Source organism: Cupriavidus sp. NPDC089707, assembly GCF_044748965.1.
Classification (GTDB): Bacteria; Pseudomonadota; Gammaproteobacteria; order Burkholderiales; family Burkholderiaceae; genus Cupriavidus.
Genome location: NZ_JBIVHB010000006.1, coordinates 297,857 through 320,504, shown reverse-complemented (window position 1 = coordinate 320,504; position 22,648 = coordinate 297,857). Strand labels below are relative to the sequence as shown.

The 22,648-nt window shown below is 64.9% G+C and carries 19 protein-coding genes and 1 pseudogene; 15 read left to right on the top strand and 5 right to left on the bottom strand.

Going from position 1 to position 22,648, the window contains the following annotated elements; genetic code table 11:
• Positions 1-169: 169 nt before the first annotated feature.
• The gene (locus ACIP1U_RS13280) at positions 170-436 is read left to right on the top strand and encodes a type II toxin-antitoxin system RelB/DinJ family antitoxin (RefSeq protein WP_400315410.1); all 267 of its coding nucleotides are present in this window, start codon (positions 170-172) and stop codon (positions 434-436) included.
• 185 nt (positions 437-621) lie between these two features.
• Here the strand turns inward: ACIP1U_RS13280 and ACIP1U_RS13275 are convergent, their stop codons facing one another.
• Entirely contained in the window at positions 622-2,148 is a 1,527-nt protein-coding gene (locus ACIP1U_RS13275; RefSeq protein WP_400315407.1) for an amino acid permease, read from the bottom strand.
• 387 nt (positions 2,149-2,535) lie between these two features.
• On the opposite strand from ACIP1U_RS13275, the gene ACIP1U_RS13270 reads away from it, so the two are divergent.
• Positions 2,536-4,200, top strand: coding sequence for a phospholipase D family protein (locus tag ACIP1U_RS13270; protein WP_400315404.1), 1,665 nt, complete (start codon positions 2,536-2,538; stop codon positions 4,198-4,200).
• Positions 4,201-4,374: 174 nt separating this feature from the next.
• On the opposite strand, the pseudogene ACIP1U_RS13265 reads toward ACIP1U_RS13270, so the two are convergent.
• A pseudogene (locus tag ACIP1U_RS13265) lies at positions 4,375-4,479 on the bottom strand (RNA-guided endonuclease TnpB family protein); the annotation flags it as partial.
• An 88-nt stretch (positions 4,480-4,567) separates the two neighbouring features.
• Between ACIP1U_RS13265 and ACIP1U_RS13260 the strand changes: the two are divergent.
• Positions 4,568-5,653: a Zn-dependent alcohol dehydrogenase gene (locus tag ACIP1U_RS13260; RefSeq protein WP_400315401.1), complete on the top strand. Its 1,086-nt coding sequence runs from the start codon at positions 4,568-4,570 to the stop codon at positions 5,651-5,653.
• Positions 5,654-5,677: 24 nt separating this feature from the next.
• On the opposite strand, the gene ACIP1U_RS13255 is transcribed toward ACIP1U_RS13260, so the two are convergent.
• The gene (locus tag ACIP1U_RS13255) at positions 5,678-7,084 is read right to left on the bottom strand and encodes a carotenoid oxygenase family protein (protein ID WP_400315398.1); all 1,407 of its coding nucleotides are present in this window, start codon (positions 7,082-7,084) and stop codon (positions 5,678-5,680) included.
• Between the two features lie 205 nt (positions 7,085-7,289).
• On the opposite strand from ACIP1U_RS13255, the gene ACIP1U_RS13250 reads away from it, so the two are divergent.
• Positions 7,290-8,228, top strand: a complete 939-nt coding sequence (locus ACIP1U_RS13250; RefSeq protein WP_400315396.1) for a LysR family transcriptional regulator — start codon at positions 7,290-7,292, stop codon at positions 8,226-8,228.
• Between the two features lie 35 nt (positions 8,229-8,263).
• Here the strand turns inward: ACIP1U_RS13250 and ACIP1U_RS13245 are convergent, their stop codons facing one another.
• A complete protein-coding gene (locus ACIP1U_RS13245) occupies positions 8,264-8,770 on the bottom strand; it encodes a hypothetical protein (RefSeq protein ID WP_400315393.1) in 507 nt (168 codons plus the stop codon).
• 43 nt (positions 8,771-8,813) lie between these two features.
• Positions 8,814-9,503: an ArsR/SmtB family transcription factor gene (locus ACIP1U_RS13240; RefSeq protein WP_400315390.1), complete on the bottom strand. Its 690-nt coding sequence runs from the start codon at positions 9,501-9,503 to the stop codon at positions 8,814-8,816.
• 202 nt (positions 9,504-9,705) lie between these two features.
• Between ACIP1U_RS13240 and ACIP1U_RS13235 the strand changes: the two genes are divergently transcribed.
• From ACIP1U_RS13235 to ACIP1U_RS13185, 11 genes are all read left to right on the top strand, one after another.
• Positions 9,706-10,887 (top strand): CaiB/BaiF CoA transferase family protein, encoded by a 1,182-nt coding sequence (locus ACIP1U_RS13235; protein ID WP_400315387.1) that lies wholly within the window; start codon positions 9,706-9,708, stop codon positions 10,885-10,887.
• Between the two features lie 65 nt (positions 10,888-10,952).
• On the top strand, positions 10,953-11,696 hold the full coding sequence (locus tag ACIP1U_RS13230; RefSeq protein ID WP_400315384.1) for a FadR/GntR family transcriptional regulator: 744 nt from the start codon (positions 10,953-10,955) through the stop codon (positions 11,694-11,696).
• Positions 11,693-12,517 (top strand): enoyl-CoA hydratase, encoded by an 825-nt coding sequence (locus ACIP1U_RS13225; RefSeq protein ID WP_400315381.1) that lies wholly within the window; start codon positions 11,693-11,695, stop codon positions 12,515-12,517. Before ACIP1U_RS13230 ends, ACIP1U_RS13225 begins: the two co-directional genes overlap by 4 nt.
• Positions 12,518-12,618: 101 nt before the next feature.
• On the top strand, positions 12,619-13,590 hold the full coding sequence (locus ACIP1U_RS13220) for a Bug family tripartite tricarboxylate transporter substrate binding protein (RefSeq protein WP_400315378.1): 972 nt from the start codon (positions 12,619-12,621) through the stop codon (positions 13,588-13,590).
• A 79-nt stretch (positions 13,591-13,669) separates the two neighbouring features.
• A complete protein-coding gene (locus ACIP1U_RS13215) occupies positions 13,670-14,095 on the top strand; it encodes an NUDIX domain-containing protein (RefSeq protein WP_400315375.1) in 426 nt (141 codons plus the stop codon).
• Between the two features lie 346 nt (positions 14,096-14,441).
• Complete coding sequence (locus ACIP1U_RS13210) at positions 14,442-16,148, top strand: arylsulfatase (RefSeq protein WP_400315372.1); 1,707 nt, start codon at positions 14,442-14,444, stop codon at positions 16,146-16,148.
• Positions 16,102-17,196 carry a formylglycine-generating enzyme family protein gene (locus ACIP1U_RS13205; protein WP_400315370.1) on the top strand — a complete coding sequence of 365 codons (1,095 nt, stop codon included), beginning with the start codon at positions 16,102-16,104 and terminating at the stop codon, positions 17,194-17,196. Before ACIP1U_RS13210 ends, ACIP1U_RS13205 begins: the two co-directional genes overlap by 47 nt.
• Positions 17,197-17,309: 113 nt before the next feature.
• The gene (locus ACIP1U_RS13200; RefSeq protein WP_400315368.1) at positions 17,310-19,103 is read left to right on the top strand and encodes a sigma 54-interacting transcriptional regulator; all 1,794 of its coding nucleotides are present in this window, start codon (positions 17,310-17,312) and stop codon (positions 19,101-19,103) included.
• Between the two features lie 385 nt (positions 19,104-19,488).
• A complete protein-coding gene (locus tag ACIP1U_RS13195; protein WP_400315367.1) occupies positions 19,489-20,394 on the top strand; it encodes a VOC family protein in 906 nt (301 codons plus the stop codon).
• A gap of 83 nt (positions 20,395-20,477) precedes the next feature.
• The gene (locus tag ACIP1U_RS13190; RefSeq protein ID WP_400315365.1) at positions 20,478-21,356 is read left to right on the top strand and encodes an alpha/beta fold hydrolase; all 879 of its coding nucleotides are present in this window, start codon (positions 20,478-20,480) and stop codon (positions 21,354-21,356) included.
• 40 nt (positions 21,357-21,396) lie between these two features.
• Positions 21,397-22,608: an acyl-CoA dehydrogenase family protein gene (locus ACIP1U_RS13185; protein WP_400315363.1), complete on the top strand. Its 1,212-nt coding sequence runs from the start codon at positions 21,397-21,399 to the stop codon at positions 22,606-22,608.
• Positions 22,609-22,648 lie beyond the last annotated feature (40 nt).

Here is a 22,648-nt window from a genome sequence, read left to right as displayed (position 1 = left end):
AAGCCTGCTTTCGGCCACGTGCTGGCACCGTGGCTTACACCTTAAAAATCCCGGTGGGTGTAGCTCAATTGAGCTACGAGGTGGCTACACCGGTTTAAGATTTCTCCGAACGCTAGCCGTTCGACAAGTAATCACTCGTCCACTTCGTTATTGTCCGCAGGAGCCTGCCATGCCCGCCTCGACCTTTGTTCGCACCCGGATCGACCAGCAAATCAAGGACGAGGCAGCGGCCGTGCTGGAAGCAATGGGTCTGACCGTTTCCGACGCAGTCCGCATGCTGTTGACCCGCATCGCGCTGGAGCAGGCTTTGCCTTCGGGGCTGATGACTCCGAACCCTGCAACGATTGCCGCGCTGAAAGAAGCGCGGGCCGGCGGCCTGCGCAGATTTGGATCCGTTGCGGCGTTGATGGCGGATCTCAACGATGAGGGCGATTGAACCGACGAGCCAATTCAGACGAGACTACAAGCGCGAATTGAAAGGCCCATACCGATCGGCGCTGCAGGGCCTCAAAAATGAGCTATCCGTCATCCTCGAGTTTTGATCCGGCTGGGCTCGCACAGCGAACTGGGCTTTTGATGGCCGCTGGCCAAGCCTGGCAACAACGGCTCTGGAACCGGCGCCTATTCTCCCGCGACCGGCGCGGCGGCGCGCATGGCGACACCGTCGCCGCCGGCCGGCAGTGCGGGGAATTCCATCTCGGCATAGCGCACGAAGCGGGTCTTGCGCACGATGCGGTAGCCGGCCCAGATCGCCAGGAAGATCGGGATGCCGATGTAGGTGGCGGTCACGCCGACCCAGTCGATCTTGCCGCTGGTGAAGGCCTGGTAGTTCTGGCCCAGCGTGACGATCAGGCACAGCGCGAAGGCGAAGATCGGTCCGTAGGGAAAGAACGGCGAGCGGTAGGGCAGGCGCGACAGGTCGTGGCCCTGCGCGACAAAGCCCTTGCGGAAGCGGTAGTGGCTGACCGCGATGCCCAGCCACGCGATGAAGCCGGTCATGCCAGACAGGTTCAGCAGCCACAGGTACACGGACTTGCTTTCGAACAGCGAGGTGAGGAAGCACAGGGCACCCACCGCGGTGGTCGCCAGCAGCGCCACCAGCGGCACGCCGTTGCGCGTCAGCCGCGCGAACACGCGCGGCGCGCGCCCTTCGGTGGCCAGGTTGTAGAGCATGCGGGTCGATGCGTACATGCCGGAATTGCCGGCCGACAGCACGGCGGTCAGGATCACCGCGTTCATCACGCCGGCGGCAAAGGCCAGGCCGGCATGGCGGAACACGAGCGTGAACGGGCTCACGCCTAAGGTCTGCACATCGCTCTTGAGCAGGCTGGGGTCGGTATATGGGATCAGGATGCCGATGATCAGGATCGCCAGCACATAGAACAGCAGGATGCGCCAGAACACCTGCCGCACCGCGCGCGGGATGTTCTTCGCCGGGTCGGCCGATTCGCCGGCGGCCACGCCGATCAGCTCGGTGCCCTGGAACGAGAAGCCGGCGATCATGGCCACGCCGATCAGCGCCGGCAGCCCGCCCACGAAGGGCGCATCGCCGAGGGTCAGGTTGGCCAGCCCGTGCGTGGCCGGCATGTCGCCCCGCAGGATGCCGAAGATCATCAGCGTGCCGATGCCGATAAAGGCGATCACCGTCACCACCTTGACCAGCGCGCACCAGTACTCCGCCTCGCCGAAGCCGCGCACCGAGATGGCATTGAGCGCGAACATCAGCCCGAGGAACAGCGCACTCCACAGCACGCCCGGCGTGTCGGGGAACCAGTACAGCATGACCAGCTGCGCGGCGGCCAGCTCCACCGCGATGGTCACCGCCCAGTTGTACCAGTAGTTCCACCCCAGCGCGAAGCCAAAGCCTTCGTCGACATAGCGCGCGCCGTAGGTGGCGAACGATCCCGATACCGGCATGTACGCAGCCAGCTCGCCCAGGCTGGTCATCAGGAAATACACCATCGCGCCGATCAGGATGTAGGCGACCAGCGCGCCGCCGGGCCCGGCCTGCGCGATGGTGGCACCGGACGCCACGAACAGCCCCGTGCCGATCGAGCCGCCGATGGCGATCATGGTGAGATGGCGGGCGCGCAGCGTGCGGCGCAGCGTTGGCGCGGGCGCGTCGGAAGTGGAAGGTTGGCTGGACATCGGGATTCGGGTCGGGACGCGCAAAAGCGCGCAACTATGCCGGGGATCGCCTGCGAAGGCAACGCGGGCCGGAGGGTGCCGCCCGGTGCCGCCGCCGGGGCGGCCAACGGGCCGGTATATACAACCTGGCATGCGGCGGGATCATAGGAGAAAACGCCGTGCAGGAAAAGCCGCGGACCGGATGCAACCCCAAATGCCATCCGTGCCGCAGCGCACAGGCCATGTAGGACAAAGACCCCGCGCGGAAAGGAGTGGCACCGCTGCCGTCACCTGTTCCCGAGGTGTATTGTCGTGATAGCGGGCCTGGCACGCCACATGCAGTCCGTGTGCAGCCGCGTGCACGGCGCGTCCGGGCCGGGCGCCTTCGCGGCGCAGGGAGATCCATGGATGTTTCAGACATTCTTCTGCCACGATCCGTTCGATACCTGCCGCCAGCGCTCGCAACCGCTGGCAGCGCTGCCGCTGGCAATCACGCTCGGGCTGGCGCTGGCCATGGGGCTGGCCGGTTGCGCCAGCCTGCCGGCATCGGCCCAGCGCCCGCCGTCCAGCGCGCCCGCCGCCACCGCCACGACCACGGATACGCCGCTGGGCAAGGCGCTGGCCCCGCGCCTTGCCCAGCGCCCGGGCGAGTCCCTGTTCTACCCGCTCTCGTCCGGCCCCGATGCGCTGGCCGCGCGCCTGGCGATGGCCCGCGCCGCACAGCGCAGCCTTGACCTGCAGACCTACATCCTCGAGCCGACCGGGACCGGCGCCGCGGTGCTGGGCGACATCATCGACGCCGCCGACCGCGGCGTGCGCGTGCGCATGCTGCTCGACGACCTGCGTACCGGCGGCGAGGTGGACAAGATCCTGTCGGCGATCGATTCGCATCCCAATATCGAAGTGCGCCTGTTCAACCCGTTCGCCAACCGCAGCCTGCGCTGGCTGGAAATGCTGGTGGATTTCAACCGGCTGGACCGGCGCATGCATAACAAGTCGATGACGGTGGACAACCAGATGTCGGTGGTGGGCGGGCGCAACATCGGCGATGCCTACTTCTCCGCCCGCGCTGACATGGACTTCAGCGATCTCGACGTGCTGATCGCCGGCCCGGCGGTGCCGCAGGTATCGGCGGTCTTCGACGAATACTGGAATGACAAGTCTTCCTACCCGGTGGTGGCGCTGATTCCCGAGGGCAAGGAAGCGCCGGTGGAAATGCGCGGCCTGCGCAAGCGTCTGGAAGCGCGCGGCGACCAGGCCAAGGCCAGCCAGTATGTGCAGGACCTGCTCGACTCGGGCCTGGCCAAGGGCATTGAAAGCGGCCGCATGCCTGCCTACACCGGCAAGGCCACGGTGGTCTCTGACAAGGCTGCCAAGATCACTCACCAGACCCATGACGATCCCGGCCATGCCACTGCCCGGCTGGAGAAAATGATCAGCGGCGCGCAGAAGGAAGTCCTGCTGATTTCGCCATACTTCGTCCCCGACGACGACGGCGAGGCCTGGCTGATCGCGATCGCAAAGCGCGGCATCCGCGTGCGCATCCTGACCAATTCCTTCGCCGCCACCGACGTCAGCGCCGTGCATGCGGGCTATGCCCCGCACCGCCAGGCACTGGTGGCCGCCGGCATCGAGCTGTATGAACTCAAGCCCAGCGCCTATGCCGAGCTGGCGCAGCGCGGCAAGGCCGCCAAGGGTTCGCGATCGCGCTCCTGGCTGTCGTCGAGCCGCGCCAGCCTGCACGCCAAGAACTACATCGTCGACCGGCGCCTGGTGTTCATCGGCTCGCTCAACATGGATCCGCGCTCGGCCAAGCTGAATACCGAGATGGGCATCGTGCTCGACAGCCCGGCGCTGGCCGAGCGCATGATCAAGACCACCGAGGACGGCCTGCTCGACATGGCCTACCGCATCGGCGTGCGCACCGATGCCGACGGCAGCAATGCGCGCCTGACCTGGACCACGCGCGAGAAGGGGCAGCTCACCACCTACGACAGCGAGCCCGGCATGGGCGCGCTGCAGCATCTGGGTATTGGCGTGTTGCGCGTGCTCCCGATCAAGGAAGAGTTGTAAGCATCGCCGCGCTGCTGCGGCGCGTCTTTCCTGAACCATCGTTTGCGGTTATGGTTTTCGGCTTCCATAACACCGTGCCGTCCCGGCACGCCCGCCGCAAAGGAGCGTTTTGACGTCCTCCCCTACCTAAAGGCAGGAGCTTCCCACCCCTGGCGATGCACGTCCGCATCGGAGCTTCTGCGTGTCATTGCAGAAGTTCCAGACGTAGTTCACCGCTCGGGCCTGGTTGTTGAGCAGGCCGTTGAGCGACTTCACCCGGTAGCGGTAGACACGAATCATGCCGCTCATTCTAACGTTGGAATGCCGCCTGCCGGCGGCACTCCTTTCACTCCCCGCCATGAATGGCGGGCTTCTCGGAGCAAACCTGATGAAAGCCGCCGTCCTGCATCAACCCAAGACCCCGTTCGTGATCGAAGACGTTGCCATCGGCAAGCCGGGGCCGCGCGAAGTGCTGGTGCGCACCGCTGCCGTGGGCGTGTGCCACTCCGACCTGCATTTCCTGGACGGTGCCTATCCGTACCCGATGCCAGCCATCCTGGGACACGAGGCCGCCGGCGTGGTCGAGCAGGTTGGCGCCGAAGTGCGCACGGTCAAGCCCGGCGACCACGTCATCACCTGCCTGTCGGCGTACTGCGGCCGTTGCGAGCATTGCCTGACGGGGCACCTGTCGCTGTGCGTCGAGCCCGATACCCGCCGCCGCGAGGGCGAGGAGCCGCGTCTGATGGCGCCACAGGGCGGACCCATGAACCAGTTCCTGAACCTGTCGGCCTTTGCCGAGCAGATGCTGATCCACGAACACGCGCTGGTGGCGATCCGCCGCGACATGCCGCTGGACCGCGCCGCGCTGATCGGCTGCGCCGTCACCACGGGCATGGGTGCGGTCATCCATACCGCCAAGGTACAGCCGGGCGAGACCGTGGCCGTGATCGGCTGCGGCGGCATCGGCCTGGCCACGGTCAACAGTGCCGCGATCGCCGGCGCCGGGCGCATCATCGCCATCGACCGCGTGCCGGCCAAGCTGGAACTGGCGCGCAAGTTCGGCGCCACCGACGTGATCGATGCCGGCAATGCCGACGTGCTCGATGCCGTGCGCGCGCTGACCGGCGGCGGCGTGCATCACGCCTTCGAGGCCATCGGCCTGAAGCAGACCACCGAGCAGGCCTTTGCCATGCTGCGCCGCGGCGGCACCGCCACCGTGATCGGCATGATCGCGCCGGGCGTCAAGATCGAACTGAAGGGCAGCGACTTCCTCGGCGAGAAACGCATCCAGGGCTCGCTGATGGGCTCGAACCGCTTCCCGGTCGACATGCCGCGCATGGTCGATTTCTACATGGCCGGCCGGCTGCACCTGGACGAGCTGATCGCGCAGCGCCTGCCGCTGGAGCGCATCAACGATGCCTTCGATGAACTGCGCCGCGGCGAGCTGGCGCGTTCGGTGATCCTGTTCGAGTAAGGGTTTGAATAAGCGGCGCTCGTCTCAGGGCTGCGCCGCGCACCGCCAGCTGCCGTGGAAGCCGAACGGCACGCGGTGCGAAAGGTGCACCAGTGCAACCGGGCCGGCCTCGATGGCGGTCGCGTCATAGACCGCCAGGTCGCTGCGGTGCTCGCCGCCGCGATACACGGTCGCCAGCAGCCAGCCGTCGCCTTCGGCGCTGTCCGGCGCGCGCGGCACGAAGACCGGTTCGGACACCAGGTCGCCGGCCGGCAATGCGTGCCTGTGCCGCGCGCCGGTCTGCAGGTCCAGATGCACCAGCGTGTCGTAGGTGCCGGGACCGCTGGCGTCATGCTGGCGCGAGGCGAAGTAGCCATGACGGTAGGGCAGCGTGGCAAAGCGCTCGTCGATGCGGGGGAATTCGCCCGGCATGTCGTCGATCCGCGCGCGCGTGAACGTGTCCGTATTGCCGCCGAGGTCGAACGTCCAGCGGCACAGCCGCGCGCGATTGTCCGGGCCCTCGGCGCCACTGCCGAACAACGGGGCGCGCGGGTACTCCATCACGTCGGCGACAATGCGCCCGCCGTCGTCCCAGGCGTTCATCACGTGGAACACGTAGCATGCCTCGCCGCGGAACCACCGCATCTGTGCCACGCTGCCGCCGCGCGGCATGATGCCGACGTGCGTGCCCATCTGCGGCTCCCACGCATAGGCGGGCTCGCCGCGCATGGCGCGCGCCATGCTGCCGGTCAGCGGCATCACCGGGAACAGCACATGCTGCTGCGTGACCATGAAGTCGTGGACCATGCTGGCATAGGGTGCTTCAAAGTGTTCCAGCCGCACCAGGCGGCCGTCGCCATCGACCACGCCAAAGCGCATCGTCGGCGTGAAGGGACCGGTTGCCGCATAGGCGAAGAACACCATTTCCCCGGTGACCGGATCGATTTTGGGATGCGCGGTGAACGCACCCGCCAGTTCGCCGCCGAAGGTGCAGTTGCCGCGCGTGGCGAGGGAGTGAGGATCCATCTCGACCGGCAGGTCGGCTTCTTCCAGCGCCAGCAGCCGGTTGGCGTGCCAGACGATATGCGTATTGGCGACACCGTCTTCCTGCCCCTGCACCGAGGCATCGGTAGTGGCGGGGTTGCCCCAACTGCCGAACAGCGCGCGCCCCGCGGCGCGCTCGCGCTCGAACTTGTTGGTGCGCACCCAGCGGTTGCCGTAGCGCACGCGGCCGTCCTCGATGTGGAAGGCATGCACCATGCCGTCGCCGATAAACCAGTGGTAGCGGTCGTCGCGCGGCGCGTGCTGTGGATTCGGGCCGTTGCGGTAGAGCGTGCCGCGCAGTGCGCGTGGCAGTTCGCCGCTGACCGGCAGGTCGTGCGCATCGCATTCCATCAGGATCGGCGCGAAATTGCCGGCCAGGCAGGCAAGGGGCGGGAAGGGCTGGGTCATGGCGCGGGTCTCCTTGGTTCTTGGCGGCCACGTCGGATTGCAGGCACTGCACCGTATCGATTGTTTTAGAGCGTTTACATGCAGATCCTCAAGGTGAATTTGCATCATCGGGGCAATTTGCATGGATGCGCGCCATTGTCCACACTGTGGGACAATGCCGCCCTCAATGGCTGCCGCTCCCAACCCCTACCCATCGCTTCCCCCCATGAAGACAATCGACTGGAAAGACTGGGAAATCTTCTGCCGTGTGGTGGAAGGCGGCGGCTTCACCCAAGGCGCCGAACTTGCACAAGTGCCCAAGTCCTCCGCCAGCGCCGCCGTGGCGCGGCTGGAAGGCCAGCTCGGCGCGCGGTTGTTCGAGCGCACCACGCGCCGCGTGCGCGTCACCGAGCGCGGCCAGCAGCTCTACGACCGCGTTGCCCCACTGTTCGCCGAGCTGCACGAAATCAACGCCGAAGCCGCCTCGGGCAGCGCCGAGGTCAGCGGCGTGCTGCGCATCTCCACCCCGTATGAAGTCGGCTCGCAGCATCTGTCGGAAGCGCTGACGCGGGTGTTGCGTGCGCACCCGGGCCTGCGCGTGCAGGTCGATGTCAGCTGGGACCAGCCCGACCTGGTCCGCCATGGCTACGACCTGGCGTTCGTCATGACCAACACAGGGCTGCACGACACCTCGTTCGCCAGCAAGCGCGTGGTGCTGATCGAGCGCGCCTTCTACGCCGCGCCGGGGCTGATCCGCGCGCGCGGGCTGCCACGCACGCCGCAGGACCTGCAGGGCTGGCCCACGCTGGGCAATGCGGATGACAAGCATTGGGAATTCCTGCGCGACGGCGTCGAGATCGCGCGCGTGGACGTGGAGCCGCGCATCGGCACCCACAACGCCGAGCTGCGGCTGAAGGCCGCCATTGACGGACTGGGGGTGACGCGGCTGTCGCCGCGGTTTGTGCAGGAACAGCTGGCGCTGGGGCAACTGGTGCGAGTGCTGCCGGCCTATACCTCGTCGCCGCTCAAGGTCTACGTGCTGATGCCGGCGCGCAAGCTGATGCCGGCCAGCGTGCGCGTATTCCTTGACGTGCTGGAGCAGACCGTCGGCGTGCCAGAGACCCGGCGCCCGCCGGCGCGCAAGCGGGAAACGCTGGCGCCTTAGCCAGCCGCCGGTGCGGCCGGCTCAGTAAGGCAGGCTCAGTAAGGCTGGCTCGCGGGCCGGACCTCGAAGCGCAATTGCTCGGCCAGGTCGAGCATCTCTTCATCATCCTCGCTGCGCGTGATCCAGCCGGCGTAGGCATCGCCGCCGGTATCCCAGTTCCACAGCGTATAGCCGGCTACGCGCAGCTGGTTGTGCGCCAGTTCCATCAGCTCGGGCACGCTGGTGCCCTCCAGGAACGATTCGTCTTCGGGTTCGTCCGTGCCCCAGTCGAGTTCCAGGTCGATGCGCTCGCACAGCTGGTTCAGGCAGCCGATAAAGGACTGGCAGTCCTTCCAGTCGACGAAGAAGCCGGATTGCCAGTCGATGACTTCGCGCACCACCCACAGCAGCTCGCCGCCGTCGGTGTCGTCGTCCTCGGCGTCAAGCAGCGCGTCTTCGAACATCGACAGCTGCGCCGCCGTCTGCGCGCTGTCGTCGAGGTTGATCAGGGCGAAGAAACGCGCGATCGCGTCCTGCGTGTCGTCGTCCAGCGGTGTGGCCATGCGAGATCTCCTGTGGTGCCGTGCGGCTTAATCATGCCGCGATTTATGCGGCGATGCGAATGATCTCGCGTTGGCCCGCCGGTGTCACGCGCAACGCGCGCGACGCGCGCGTGGTCTCGATCCAGCCGCGCTCCAGCAGGCTGCCCAGCAGCGCCGCGCCCAGCGCGCCGCCGAGGTGGGGTTTGCGCTCGCTCCAGTCCGGGCAGGTGCAGGCGAACTGGCGCCGCTTGCGCCGCGCCGCAGCAATGTCGACGCCCAGTCCGGCCAGCGCCTGCGCGCCGTCGCCGCTCAGCGCCACGCGCTGGGCGTCCAGCACCAGCCAGCCGCTATGCGTCATCCGTTCGAACAGCCCCACCGCCAACTCGCCCGCCAGGTGGTCGTAGCAGGTACGCGCCTGCCGCAGTGCCGGCGGCGCGGTGCGCGACACCGGCACGTCGCGCAGCCGCGGCGGCCGGCTGGCCAGCGACGCCGACGCCAGCGCCTCGATCGCCACGCCGATCTCCGGCGCTGCCAGCCGGTAGTACCGGTTGCGCCCGTGCGTCTCCACCGCCAGCAGCCCGCCCTCGGTCAGCCGCGCCAGGTGCCCGCTGGTGGACGACGCCGACAGGCCGGCGATCAGCGCGAGTTCACCGGCGGGGCGGGCGCTGCCGTCCATCAGGGCCCATAGCATGGCGGCGCGGCCGGGGTCGGCAAGCAGGCCGGCAAGCTGGCTGATACCGGGGGTGTAATCCATGGTTTGGCTTCGGGTGAAGGGTGTAATGCGGAGTATATGGCGGGATTCCATATGACGTGGCCAAGGGACTTGGAGCAAGGGACATCAGGCCGGGGCGGCAGCGGTAAGTGCGGGTTTACGCGAGGATCGATCCGCTATTTTTTTATATAGGATGTCCAACATCCCACTTGATGTGGGGATGGCAAAAGACAGGAGACAAATTGTGGGACGTGGTCCGCTTTCCCGATTCACCGTGCTCGACCTGACGCGCGTGCGCTCTGGCCCGGCCGCCGTACGCCAGTTCGCCGACTGGGGCGCGACGGTCATCAAGATCGAAGAACCGGGCCAGGCGCCCGACGACAAGCCGGGCGGCTCGGCACAGTTTGCCGACTACCAGAACACGCACCGTAACAAGCAAAGCATCACGCTTAACCTCAAGCATCCGGAGGGACGTGCGCTGTTTCTGGATCTGGTGCGCAAGGCCGACGTGGTGGTCGAGAACTACCGGCCGGCGGTCAAATTCAAGCTGGGCATCGACTATGAGTCCTTGCGCAAGGTCAATCCGCGCATCGTGTACGGCAGCGTCTCCGGCTTCGGTCAGGACGGCCCGTACCACGACCGGCCGGGCCTGGACCAGATCGCGCAGGGCATATCGGGCATGATGTCCGTCACCGGCGAACCTGGGCGCGGACCCATGCGGGCGGGCATTCCGGTGGCGGACCTGACCGCGGGCTTGTTCTGTGCGATCGGCGTGATGGTCGCGCTGCTGGAGCGTGAGGCATCCGGTGAAGGGCAGTGGGTACAAACCTCGCTGCTGCAATCGCAGCTCTGGATGATGGACTTCCAGGCCATGCGCTGGCTGATGAACGGCGAGGTGCCCGGCCAGAGCGGCAACGATCATCCCACCAGCAGCCCGACCGGCGTGTTCCCCACGCAGGACGGCTACATGAATATCGCCGCCATGGGCAACGATATCTTTGCGCGGCTATGCAAGGTGCTGGAGTTGCCCGACCTGGTGACGGACGAGCGCTTCCTGTCGGTGCCGCTGCGTGCCCGCAACCGCCCAGCGCTGAACGCCGCGATCGCCGAACGCACACGCGCTCGCACCACCGAGGCGTGGATCGGCAGCATGAACCGCGAAGGTGTGCCGTGCGGTCCCATCCTGAGCATGGATCAGGCCTTTGCCGATCCGCAGGTGGAACACCTTCGCATGAGCCAGCCGATCGAACACCCGACGCTGGGCCAAATCTCCGTGGTCGGCCAACCGGTGATCCTGAGCCGCACGGCGCCGGGAAAACTGGCACCGGCGCCCGCGACCGGGGAGCACAACCACGACGTCTACCGGTCGATGCTCGGTCTGGATGCGGCCCGCATCGAAGCGCTCGCGGCACAGGGGGTGATCTGATTGGGCGTTAACATATCCGACGTGATCGCCTCGAAAGCGGGGCTGCAGACATGACGGAGATACTGATGAAGGACCACCTCGACACCGAGATCCGCGGATTCAAGAGCCTGCGCCGGCCGGACAACCTGCCTGACGAGATTGCGCACCAGATCCGACAGCGCATCCTCGACGGCACGCTCGCTCACGGGCAGCGCCTGCCGACGGAGCATGAGCTGGCCACGGCGTTTGACGTGAGCCGCAATGTCGTGCGCGAGGCGATCGCGCGGCTCAAGCTGTCGGGCTACGTCGAGACCCGACGCGGCACTGGTTCATTCGTCGCGCAAGGGATTGGGCAGCGCAATTTTGAGATCGTCACCGATGAGCTGCTGCAGAAGGACGCACTCGAGCACGTTTTCCAGCTGCGGGTCGAGATCGAATCGGGGGCGGCGGCGCTGGCGGCACGGTTCCGTACCCCCCAGCAACTGGAGGCGCTGCGGATGGCGCTGGTGAAGGTCGATGCGGCGGGCGGAGACTGGGAGAAGGGCGCGGACACCGCGCTCGACTTCCACCTCGCGGTGGGCAATGCCACCAATAACCCGTACTTCGTCCGCCTGATGGCGCACCTGAGCCATGTGCTGCACGACTCGGTACGAACGCTGCGCTCGACCTCGACCGGCACCTCGCGTATTGCCGAGATCGAGAAAGAACACCACGCGATTTTCGATGCCATTGCCGCCGGCAACGCGGACGAGGCACGCGCGGCCATGCGCCTGCATCTGACCAATGGCATCGAACGACACAGGGCCCGAGGGCCAGGAACGACAACATGAGCACGACAAGCATACTTGAAGGTGAAATCACCGATACCCTGCTGGTGGAAAAACGGGGCAGCACAGGTTGGATTACCTTTAACGATCCAGGCCGCCACAACGCGGTGTCGTTCGACATGTGGGCGGCACTGCCCAAGGCGCTCGCCGCGTTCGAGCGGGACGACGAGGTCCGCTCGGTGGTGCTCACCGGCGCCGGAGAGCGCGCCTTCGTCAGCGGCGCCAACATTTCCCAGTTCGACAACCTGCGCTCCGCCGAAGAAGCCGTCGCGGCGTACGAGCAAGTGGCCGAGACCGCCCAGCTCGCGCTCTACGACTATGCCAAGCCCACGCTCGCCCGGATCAAGGGCTACTGCATTGGCGGTGGCCTGAACATCGCCCTGTGCTGCGATATCCGGATTGCATCGGCGGACAGCACCTTTGCCATTCCCGCGGGCAAGCTCGGGCTGGGCTACCGGTTGACCGCCATCCGCAACCTGGTGAGCACCGTGGGTGCCGCCAATGCGCTCGAAATCTTCCTGACGGCGAACCGCTATGCAGCCGCCGACGCCAGGGCGCTGGGCCTGGTGAACCAGGTCACGGATACGGCCGATGCGGCCGCCCTTGACGCCGCGCTGCAGGTCCGGCTCGACCAGATTGCCGCCAACGCGCCGCTGACGTTGCGCGCCGGCAAACGCATGATCCGCCAGTTGCAGCAGCTGGGGCCAGAGGTCGATATCGCTGGCATGCAGCAGCTGGTGATGCAGTGTTTCGCCAGCAACGACTACCGCGAGGGCAAGCGCGCCTTCGCGGAAAAACGCAGCCCGGTGTTCACCGGCAAATAGGCTGCCGACAGGCTTCCAACCAGCCTTGCATCCTGGGATCCCACGATCCCGGCGATATCGCCTCGCATGACGTGGCGGACATATACCAAGAGGAGACAAGCATGAACAAGACGCGGATTTTCGCCGTGGCGATGGCCGGACTGTGCCTGGCAGGCCAGGCGGCTGCCCAGTATCCCCAGCAGCCCGTTCGCATCGTGGTGGGCTATGCGGCCGGGGGCACCACCGACATCCTGGCGCGGGCACTGGCCGAACAACTGGCTAGCGAACTGAAGCAATCGGTGATCATCGAGAATAAGCCTGGCGCGGCCGGCAACTCCGCGGCCGCCTTTGTGCAGCAGTCCGCGCCGGACGGCTATACGCTGTTCATGGCAACGGTATCGAGCCACGGTATCAACCCGTCCTTGTACAAGAAGACGCTCGGCTACGAGCCGGTCACCGGCTTTGCGCCGATCAGCATGGTCGCCTCGATCCCGCTGGTGCTGATCACGACCGCGAATCTGCCGGCCAAAACCGTGCCGGACCTCGTGATGCTGGCCCGTAAGAAGTCGGGGGAGCTGAACTATGCGTCGAGTGGCAACGGGTCCCCGGTACACCTTGCCGGCGCGATGTTCGCCCAGAACGCCAACGCCAAACTTGTGCACGTGCCCTATCGCGGCGGCGCGCTTGCCAATACGTCGGTGATCGCCGGCGAGACACAGCTGAGCTTTGCCACGCTGCCGGGCGCTTTGCCGCAAGTCAAGGCGGGTCGGCTTCGTGCCATCGCAGTCACCACGAAGGAGCGCTCGCCGCAACTTCCCGATGTGCCCGCCATGCGTGAAGTGCCGGGCTTCGGCAGCTTCGAGATCAATACCTGGAATGCGCTGCTGGCGCCCAAAAACACGCCGCAGCCGGTGATCGATGCCCTGAACAAGGCAGTCGCCAGGTCACTCGCTTCGCCCAAACTGATTCAGCGCTTCCATGGAGAAGGGGCGACACCGGCCAGCAGCAGTCCCGCCGAACTTGGCCGCTTCATCCATGCCGAGTTGAGCAAATGGGCAGGCGTCGTGAAGGAACTGGACGTCAAGGTCGACTGACGCCGGCTTCGCTGATCCGGAGCATACTGCCTGCCATGCCTCCCGAGGCCTCAGTTCCGGAGCCGCAGGAAATCGGAAGATGACCGTAGCAAAGCGTTCAGCAGGTCTGGTTGTCATGCGGCAATTCGACGGCCAGTGGCGCTGTCTTGTCCTGCGCGCGTATCGGAACTGGGACTTCCCCAAGGGGCAGCCGGAGCCCGGCGAAGAACTGTTGCAGGCGGCGCTGCGCGAGACCACAGAGGAAACGGGCCTGTCTGAGCTGGAATTGTCCTGGGGTGAGGCGTATCGCGAGACCGAGCCGTATTCGAAAGGCAAGGTTGCTCGCCTCTACCTCGCATTGTCGCGTCAGGGAGATGTAACTCTCCCGGTCAGTGCCGAACTCGGTCGGCCGGAGCACCACGAGTTTCGCTGGGTCCCTCTGGATGAAGCTCTGGCGCTCTTGCCGCCCCGTTTTTGGCCGATTCTGAGCTGGGCGCATCATAAGGTCAGCGATGAGAACCCGTGACCTGCTCCCCAAAATCATGCCCGACGACGACGGCATGCTCTTCCTCCAAGGCTCAGCGCCGACGATCCACGCAGCGATCAGCTGAGCCTGCGAAAAATTCGCAAGCGGCGCGACACTGAAAGCACCGCGGTGCGGAAAACTATCAAGTGAATTGCCTCGCTGCCGCTCGCTGGCGAGTCCCGCTCCCACCTCTTCGTCCGCCAAAACTCCTGAAGTATCAATGACATGAGCCTCATTCCCTCATGTCCGCCGATGCGCGTGGAATACGTTGGCACGCTGATTGCGGACAGACAGGACGTTCCAGAATAAGAGGGAGACAACAGTGAGACAGGTAGCAATTCCGTTGATGGCCTTTGTGCTGGCAACGGGTACCCCCAACGGGGCGTCTGCGGCGGATGAGGCACTGCGCGGTGTGGCGCAGCGGCCGAATATTCTGCTGATCGTGGCGGATGACCTCGGGTACTCCGACATCGGGGCCTTCGGCGGAGAAATTCATACGCCCACTCTCGACGCCCTGGCGCGGCAGGGCTTGCGTATGACGCAGTTCTACGTGGCGCCGACTTGCTCGCCGACCCGGGCCATGTTGATGTCAGGTGTGGATAGCCATCGTGCCGGCCTTGGCGCCATGGCCGAGACCATGGTGCCGGAGCAGCGCGGCAAACCTGGCTATGAGGGCTACCTGAACGAGAACGTGGTCGCGTTCCCGGAGTTGTTGCGGGATGCCGGCTATCACACCTACATGACCGGCAAGTGGCACCTGGGCCAGAGCGAAGCCCAGAGTCCGGCGGCACGAGGCTTCGAGCAGTCGTACGTGCTGACTCAAGGTGCTGCCAACCACTTCGGACAGCGAGGCATTGCCTCCGCCGATCCCAAGACGGTGCCCAAGGCCATGTATCGCGAGAACGGCAAGCTGGTCGACGTGCCTGCCGACTTCTACTCCAGCAACTTCTTCGCGCAGAAGATGCTGTCGTATATCGACAGCAATCGCGACGGCAAGCCCTTCTTCGGCTATCTGGCTTTCACCGCGCCGCACTGGCCGTTACAGGCGCCCGATGCCTATATCAGGAAGTACGAGGGCAAGTACGACGTGGGGTATGACGTCATCCGGGCGCAAAGGCTCGAGCGCATGAAGGCGCTAGGCATCGTTCCGAGGGACATGGATTCCTACGCGGGGAATGCCAGGTGGCCAAAGTGGAGTGAGCTGACGCCGGCGCAAAGGCAGTCCGAATCGAGGCGCGTGGCGGTGTATGCGGCCATGGTGGAAGCGATGGACGCAGAGATTGGCCGCGTGGTGGAGCACCTGAAGCAGACGGGGCAATATGACAACACCCTGATCTTTTTCATGTCGGACAATGGTGCCGACGGCAACAGCATCCTCGATGAACCGGCCGGCCTGGGCTGGGTCCGCGACCACACCGACAACAGCCTCGCCAACCTTGGCCGAGCGGATTCCTTTGTCGAATACGGCCCGGGGTGGGGCCAGGTCAGCATGACGCCGATGAAGCTGTACAAGGCTTTCGCTAACGAAGGCGGCATTGCCTCGCCGGCGATTGCGGTGGCACCCAGGCGCGTGCGTGCCAGCCAGCTTAGCCAGGCCCCGGCTCATGTCACCGACGTGGCGCCGACCATCCTGGAGCTGGCGGGTGTGCAGCGTCCCGCGGGGGGCTACAAAGGGCGCTCGGTTCTTGCTATGACCGGGACGTCGATGCTTGCCTTTCTCAGCGGCCAGCAGGACGCGGTGCACGCGGGGGAATTCCTGGCGGGGTGGGAGCTGAACGGGCGCAAAGCCTTGCGCAAGGGCGACTGGAAGATCGTGAGTGCCAATCCGCCATGGGGCAATGGCGCGTGGCAGCTGTACAACCTCCGGAATGACAGAGCCGAGCAGCGGGATGTTGCGCGGCAGCACCCTGCAAAGCTCAAGGAACTGATTGCCGATTACGAGGTTTACCAGCGGGATAACGGCGTTCAGGATGTGCCGGGCCTCGCAGGGCGCAAGGGATACAGCAATGGCGACAGCTACTACGCCGACGAAGGCATCAGTGCGCGTCGCTAGCCCTGCGCAAGGCGTACTGTCATGGTGCATGGTCGCCGTGGTGGCAATCGGCGGCCACGCCATGGCTTCACCGGATCCGTCGGCGGAGCGCCTGTGCGCAGCGTATAACGGCGTGCCGGCGCACTTCGGACCGGCACGTGCCGGACAGCCGAATCGTGCCGGGATGGTCAGGATCCCGGCCGGGCAGTTCCGAATGGGATCGGATGCCGGCTATCCTGAGGAGCGCAACGTTCACCTGGTCAGGCTCGACAGTTTTTTGATCGACCGCCACCATGTCACCAATGCGGAGTTTGCCTTGTTCGTCAGGGCGACTGGCTATCTCACCACGGCAGAGCGCCGGCGCGACGCGAAGGACTTCCCGGGTGTACCGGGAAGCCAGCTGGTGCCGGGGTCGGTGGTGTTCAACTGGCCAACGGCGGGCAGCCCGTTCGATCGCGCATACCGATGGTGGAAATTCCAGCCCGGCGCCAGTTGGCGGCACCCCACCGGGCCGGGAAGCGACTTGCGAGGGCTGGCGCACCATCCCGTGGTGCATGTGAGCTACGACGATGCCATGGCCTACGCCAGATGGCTGGGGCGGGACTTGCCTACCGAGGCGGAGTACGAATATGCCGCGCGCGGCGGGCGCGACGGTGCTACGTATCCCTGGGGCAATGCCCGGCCTGTCGACGGGCAGCAGCCGGCCAACACCTGGCAAGGGGACTTTCCCGCCAGCCCTCAGGTGAAGGACGGCTACAAGGGGACCGCACCGGTTGGTTGCTTCGCACCCAATGGCTACGGACTCTTCGACGCGGTCGGCAATGTCTGGCAGTGGACCCGCGACATCTACCGCGACCGGCATCCGCACGACGCGGCAGAGAATCCGATGGTAGTCCGGCTGGAAGCGGATTCCGGCAGGAGGCAGCAGGCCGAGCGTGTGATCAAGGGCGGATCTTTTCTGTGCGCGCCCAATTTCTGTATCCGCTACCGGCCGTCTTCCCGGCAACCTCAGGATCCGACGCTATCGACCATGCACCTCGGCTTCCGTACCGTACTGCGATTGCCTTGAGACTGGCGTGCGATGCTCGTTTTGCACTGTCTTATACTCAGATCACAGATGCCAGAGAAAAACGACGAGCGGCACTGCATGCCACGGAGATGATGTAAGGCAGGAGGAAGACATTGAACAAGACACGAAGCAGGAAGCCGGCCGAGCCGGCAGCGGAATTCATTCCCAGTCTCCAGGCCGCCGACGTTCTCAAGCAACTGCATTTCAACCCGGCGGAGGGGCTTATCTGGCTTGAGGGCCGCCGCATGGTTCTCCTGCACGCAGAATCGCTCGGCGCCTTGCGGCAGGAATTCATCCTGAGCGTGGGGATGGAGGCGACACGTGGTTTGCTCACCCGCTTTGGCTATTCCGCGGGCTGCCGCGACGCGGAACTGGCGTTGAAAATGCAGCCGCCCGGCACTTCGGTGGACAGGCTGCTGATCAGTGGCGGGTACTTCCATGCCTTGCAGGGCATTGTCAGCCCGCCAACGGTGGTCTCGCAGAATCTCGATATCGAGAAGGGGATTTGCTTCATCGATTTCTACTGGAAGAACAGCTATGAAGACCAGTTCCACATCGAGGCCTTCGGCATAGGCTTTTCGCCTGCATGCTGGATGGAGGTCGGCTATGCGTCTGGCTTCCTGAGTACCTGCGTGGGCCGGCGCATCCTTGTGCGCGAAGTCGAGTGCCGTGCCATGGGCTCGGACGTTTGCCGCTGTATTGCGCGTCCGGTGGAGGACTGGCCGGATGCGGAACTGGATCTCGCGTACTTCGAGCCTCGGCCATTCAGGATGTCCGCGCCGGAGCAGCCCGGGCAGGCAGAGGCGCCATCCATTGCCGCGCGCCAGGAGAGCATGCCGCGAGGTGCCGAGCGGCGCGGCGTGATTGGCGCTTCCGTCGCGTTCAACAATGTCATGCACAAGATCCAGCGCGTCGCACCGACCACGGCGACGGTCCTGCTGCTCGGTGAAAGCGGGGTCGGCAAGAGCGCCTTTGCGCGAGAAATCCAGCGCAGAAGCACGCGTTCGGACAAGCCTTTCCTCGAACTCAATTGCGCAGCGATTCCCGAGCAGTTGATGGAGGCCGAACTCTTCGGCGTAGAGCGCGGTGCATTTACGGGTGCGGGAGAAGCGCGGCGCGGACGATTCCAGGTTGCCGACGGCGGCACGCTGTTTCTGGATGAGATCAGCAGCCTGCCGATGACGGCACAGGGCAAGTTGCTGCGCGTGATCCAGACGGGAGAGTTTGAATCGCTGGGCAGTACCGTCACGCGGCGCGTCGACGTGCGCATTATCGCCGCCGCCAACGAAAACCTGTGGGCCGCGGTCGGCGAAGGCCGCTTCCGTCAGGATCTCTACTACCGCCTGAACGTATTCCCGATCCAGATTCCGCCGCTGCGGGAACGCCGCGATGATATCCCGCTGCTGCTCGAGCACCTGCTGCGCAAGTACAGCGAGCGCTACGGCCGGCGCATTTCCGGCGTCACGGCGCAGGCACTCCAGATCCTGCTGAACTATCGCTGGCCCGGCAATGTACGCGAACTCGAGAACGTGATCGAGCGCGGGGTGATCCTGGGCGAGGACGACCAGCCGCTTGGTTACCACCAACTCGTCACCGTCGACAGTGAGATGGGCGCACACATGCCGATGGCACCCAATGAACAGGGGTTGCTCGCGGAGAGGCGCGATTTCCACCTGGAGTCCGTCTCCATGGAGGCTGCGCAGGAGGCGGAGGCACTCACGCTGTGGGCAGAAGGCATCGTCGCGCGGTCCAATGTGTCACTTATTGATGTCGAGAACACGCTGGTGAAGGCCGCGTTTCGGGCGGCACAAGGGAATTTCACCCACGCTGCCGGCCTGCTTGGCATGACGCGCGCGCAGTTGGCCTATCGGGTCAAGAAGATGGAGGAGGAGGGCCCGCCGCCTTGATGTCCGTGCACGGCGACTGATTGCCGATTAGTTGTCTCGAACCCGGGGGCGTTTCTGCCTGCCGGGTTTTTTTTATTCCATTGCCTGCTGCTCTCAAAATTTCGCAAGGCCCGTCGGCTGCAAATTGCCGCGCCCTCATAGATTCATCAAGCATTCCGGCCATCGGCTGGATCATGCGATAGCAAGCCGCTCCTCCGCTCAGCGCAAAAAGTCCTGAGATTTCAGGGACTTCACCGCTCGCTCCACGCATCGATCGACATGCCTGCCGCGCCTTGGCACACCGCTTGCGATTAGGTAGTGCCGCCGCAGACAAAACGGCAGATTTCGTCAACCAGAAGATTGCGCCGTCCGGCTATCCAATCGGAGCGGCGCCCAAGGAGACAGCATGTCGGAAATTTCCGCGTTGGGTTACGTCGTTTTTAACGTGAGCGACCTCGACCAATGGGAATCCTTTGCCACCAGCATTCTCGGCCTTCAGGTCGCGCGGAAAACGCGCGACGTGCTCGGCCTGCGCATGGACGAATGGGCGCAGCGTATCTTGCTTGAACGCGGCACGGACGACGACCTCGTGGCGCTTGGCTGGCAGTTCGACAACAGCGAGGCGCTGCAAGGCTACGTCCGGCGCCTGCGCGAACGGGACGTCGATGTTGTCGAGTGCGATCGCCAGCTCGCGCAGTCCCGCCAGGTGGAGGCGGTCTTCTATTGCATGGATCCGGAGGGCTTCCGTCACGAGTTCTTCTGCGGACCGACCTACGCGCCGATGTCCCGGCCGTTCCGTTCGGCCGTCCTGGCCGGAGCGGGCTTCGAGACGGGGCGCCTGGGTGTCGGCCATATCTTCGGCATTTCTCGCGACTATCCCGGCGCGGTGAAGTTCTGCACGGAAGTGCTGGGGATGAAGATCTCGGACTATATCCGTGATGCCGAGACCATTCCCGGCGTGATGGTGGATTCGACATTCTTTCACGTCGCGACAGGCCGCCATCACTCGTTTGCCACGGCGAGCATGCCCTTCCCAAAGAAGATGCACCACCTGCTGCTGCAGGTGCAGTCGCTGGACGACGTCGGCCTGGCCTATGACCGCGTGCGCAAAGCCGGCGTGCCGGTGCTCATGGAGATCGGTCATCACCCGAACGACGGCATGGTGTCGTTCTACTGCCTCTCGCCGTCGGGCTTCGCCATCGAATACGGCTGGGGCGGGGTTGTCATCGACGATGCCGACTGGACCATCCGCAACTACAGCCAGCTGAGCGACTGGGGCCACCGCATGCAGCCGCCCCCGGCCGCGGCCTGACGGTGCGCCATCGCCATTACCCCATTCACCCGATTCACCCGATTCACCCGATCCAATCCAACCCAATCCAAAAGGAGACTTGCATGAGCTTGTGGCTCGATTTTCTCGGCGCGGAGATCCGCTACGTAAAGACCAGCTTCGGTTCGATCCGCATCGCCGAAGCCGGCAAGGGCAATGCCGAAGCGCTGTTCCTGATGCACGGCATTGGTGGGCATATCGAAGCCTATGCGAAGAACGTCGTACCGCTTTCCGACACCTTCCATGTCATCGCACTGGACTTCATCGGCCATGGCCTGTCCGAGAAGTGCGACGACGTCGAGTACACCCCCGTCACCTACGCACGCTTGCTGGCCGAGTTGATGGATGTGATGGATATCCGCTCAGCACACCTGTCCGGCGAGTCGCTGGGCGGCTGGGTGGCAGGCGTGTTCGCCGCGCTTTACCCGGACCGCGTCAAGCGCCTGGTGTTGAACACGGCCGCTGGCATTCCCGTGGTATCGGAGAAAGGCCGGCAGGATCTCCGCAACCTCGACGAACTGAACAAGAAGAACTTCGGCAAGCCACCTTCGGTGGAAACCATTCGCATGCGCATGCAATGGCTCATGCATGAAGCGAACTGGCATCTGCTTGACGACGAACTGATCGGCAGCCGCCTGGCGCTCTATACACGCCCCGATTTCCAGCGGACTGCACCGTTGGTGTTCGCGCTCGTCAAGCGTCATGACGAACTGGGCGAGAGCGGCGCCATGATCCGGCCGCACGACCTGCAGTGCGAAACGCTTTTCCTGTGGACGCGCGACAACCCCATCCATGACGTCGCTGCTGCAACGGCAGCTTGCGAGCGTACGCCGAAGGGCAGGTTGTATGTGATGAATGCCGATGCCGCCCACTGGCCGCAATACGAAGCGCCTGACGAGTTCAATGCCGTCATGCGCAAGTTCCTGACCACCGGCGACTGCTGAGTTGCAAGCCACGAAACATCGAAAGAACAGGGAGACCGATATGGGAGTCATCGCAGACAAGAGCTTTGTCGTGCCGGGCATGGACGAACTGGTGCAGCGCGCCAGGGACATGGTGCCCTGGCTGCGCGAGCAGGCGGACAACGTGGAAGCACAGCGCGCGGTACCGCCATCGACGGTCGAAGCGTTCCGCAAGGCCGGCTTCTTCAAGATCCTGCAGCCGGCGGCATGGGGCGGCTATGAAATGAACCCCGAGGTGCTTTACCGCGTGGTGATGGAGATCGGCCGCGGCTGCCCGTCGAGCGGATGGACGCTGGCGATTCTCGGCATCCACCAATGGGAGTTCGGCAAGCTGGATCCGCGTGTCGGCGATGAAATCTGGGGCGAGGACAGGGACGTGCTCGTCAGTTCTTCCTATGCACCGGTGGGCAAGGCGCGCAAGGTTGAAGGCGGCTGGATGCTGTCGGGCCGGTGGCCGACATCGAGCGGATCCGAGCATGCCCACGGCGGCGCATTTCTCGGTGCGCGGGTGTTGGACGAGCAAGGCAACTTCCGCGATCTGCGCGCGTTCCTTGTCCGGCGCGAAGACTACGAGTTGATTGACGACTGGCAGGTGGTCGGCCTGAGCGGCACCGGAAGCAAGAGCCTGGAGATCACGACGGAGGCCTTTGTTCCCGACCACCGCTCGCACAGCATCGTCGAGTACAGCATTGGCGGCGGCGCATCGACTTACCAGATGCCGTTCAACCAGGTGTTCTACGGCGTGATCTCCTCGGCGATCGTCGGGTTTGCGCAGGGCGTGGTCGATCTGTTCGTCGAGCACACAAAGCCCAAGCAGAACCAGTTCGCCATGGGACCGGGACCCGCCAGGAACCCGTTTATCCAGGAAAAGCTGGGGCATGCGGTACTGCAGATCCGCTCCGCGCGCGCTCGCATCCTCCAGGGTATCCAGGAAGCCTCGGTCTATGCCAACCGCGGCGAACTGGTGCCGATGGACGTACGGGTGCACCAGTTTCTCGATGTGCAGGCCACGGGCAAGGATTGCTTTGCCGCCGGCCACATGCTGTTCAAGAAGAGCGGTGCACGGGGCATCTTCCTGAATACCCCCATGCAGCGCCAACTGCGCTCGCTGCTGGCCGCCGCCAACCACATCACGCAGAACGAGGACGATACCTCCGCGTTCCTCGGCGCCTACCTGCTTGGCGAACCGCTGCCACCGGGCGTGTTTGAACTGCCGGAAGCGGCACAGGCGTAACCGCCGGTATCAGAACAAGGCCCGGGGTCACGGGCCGACG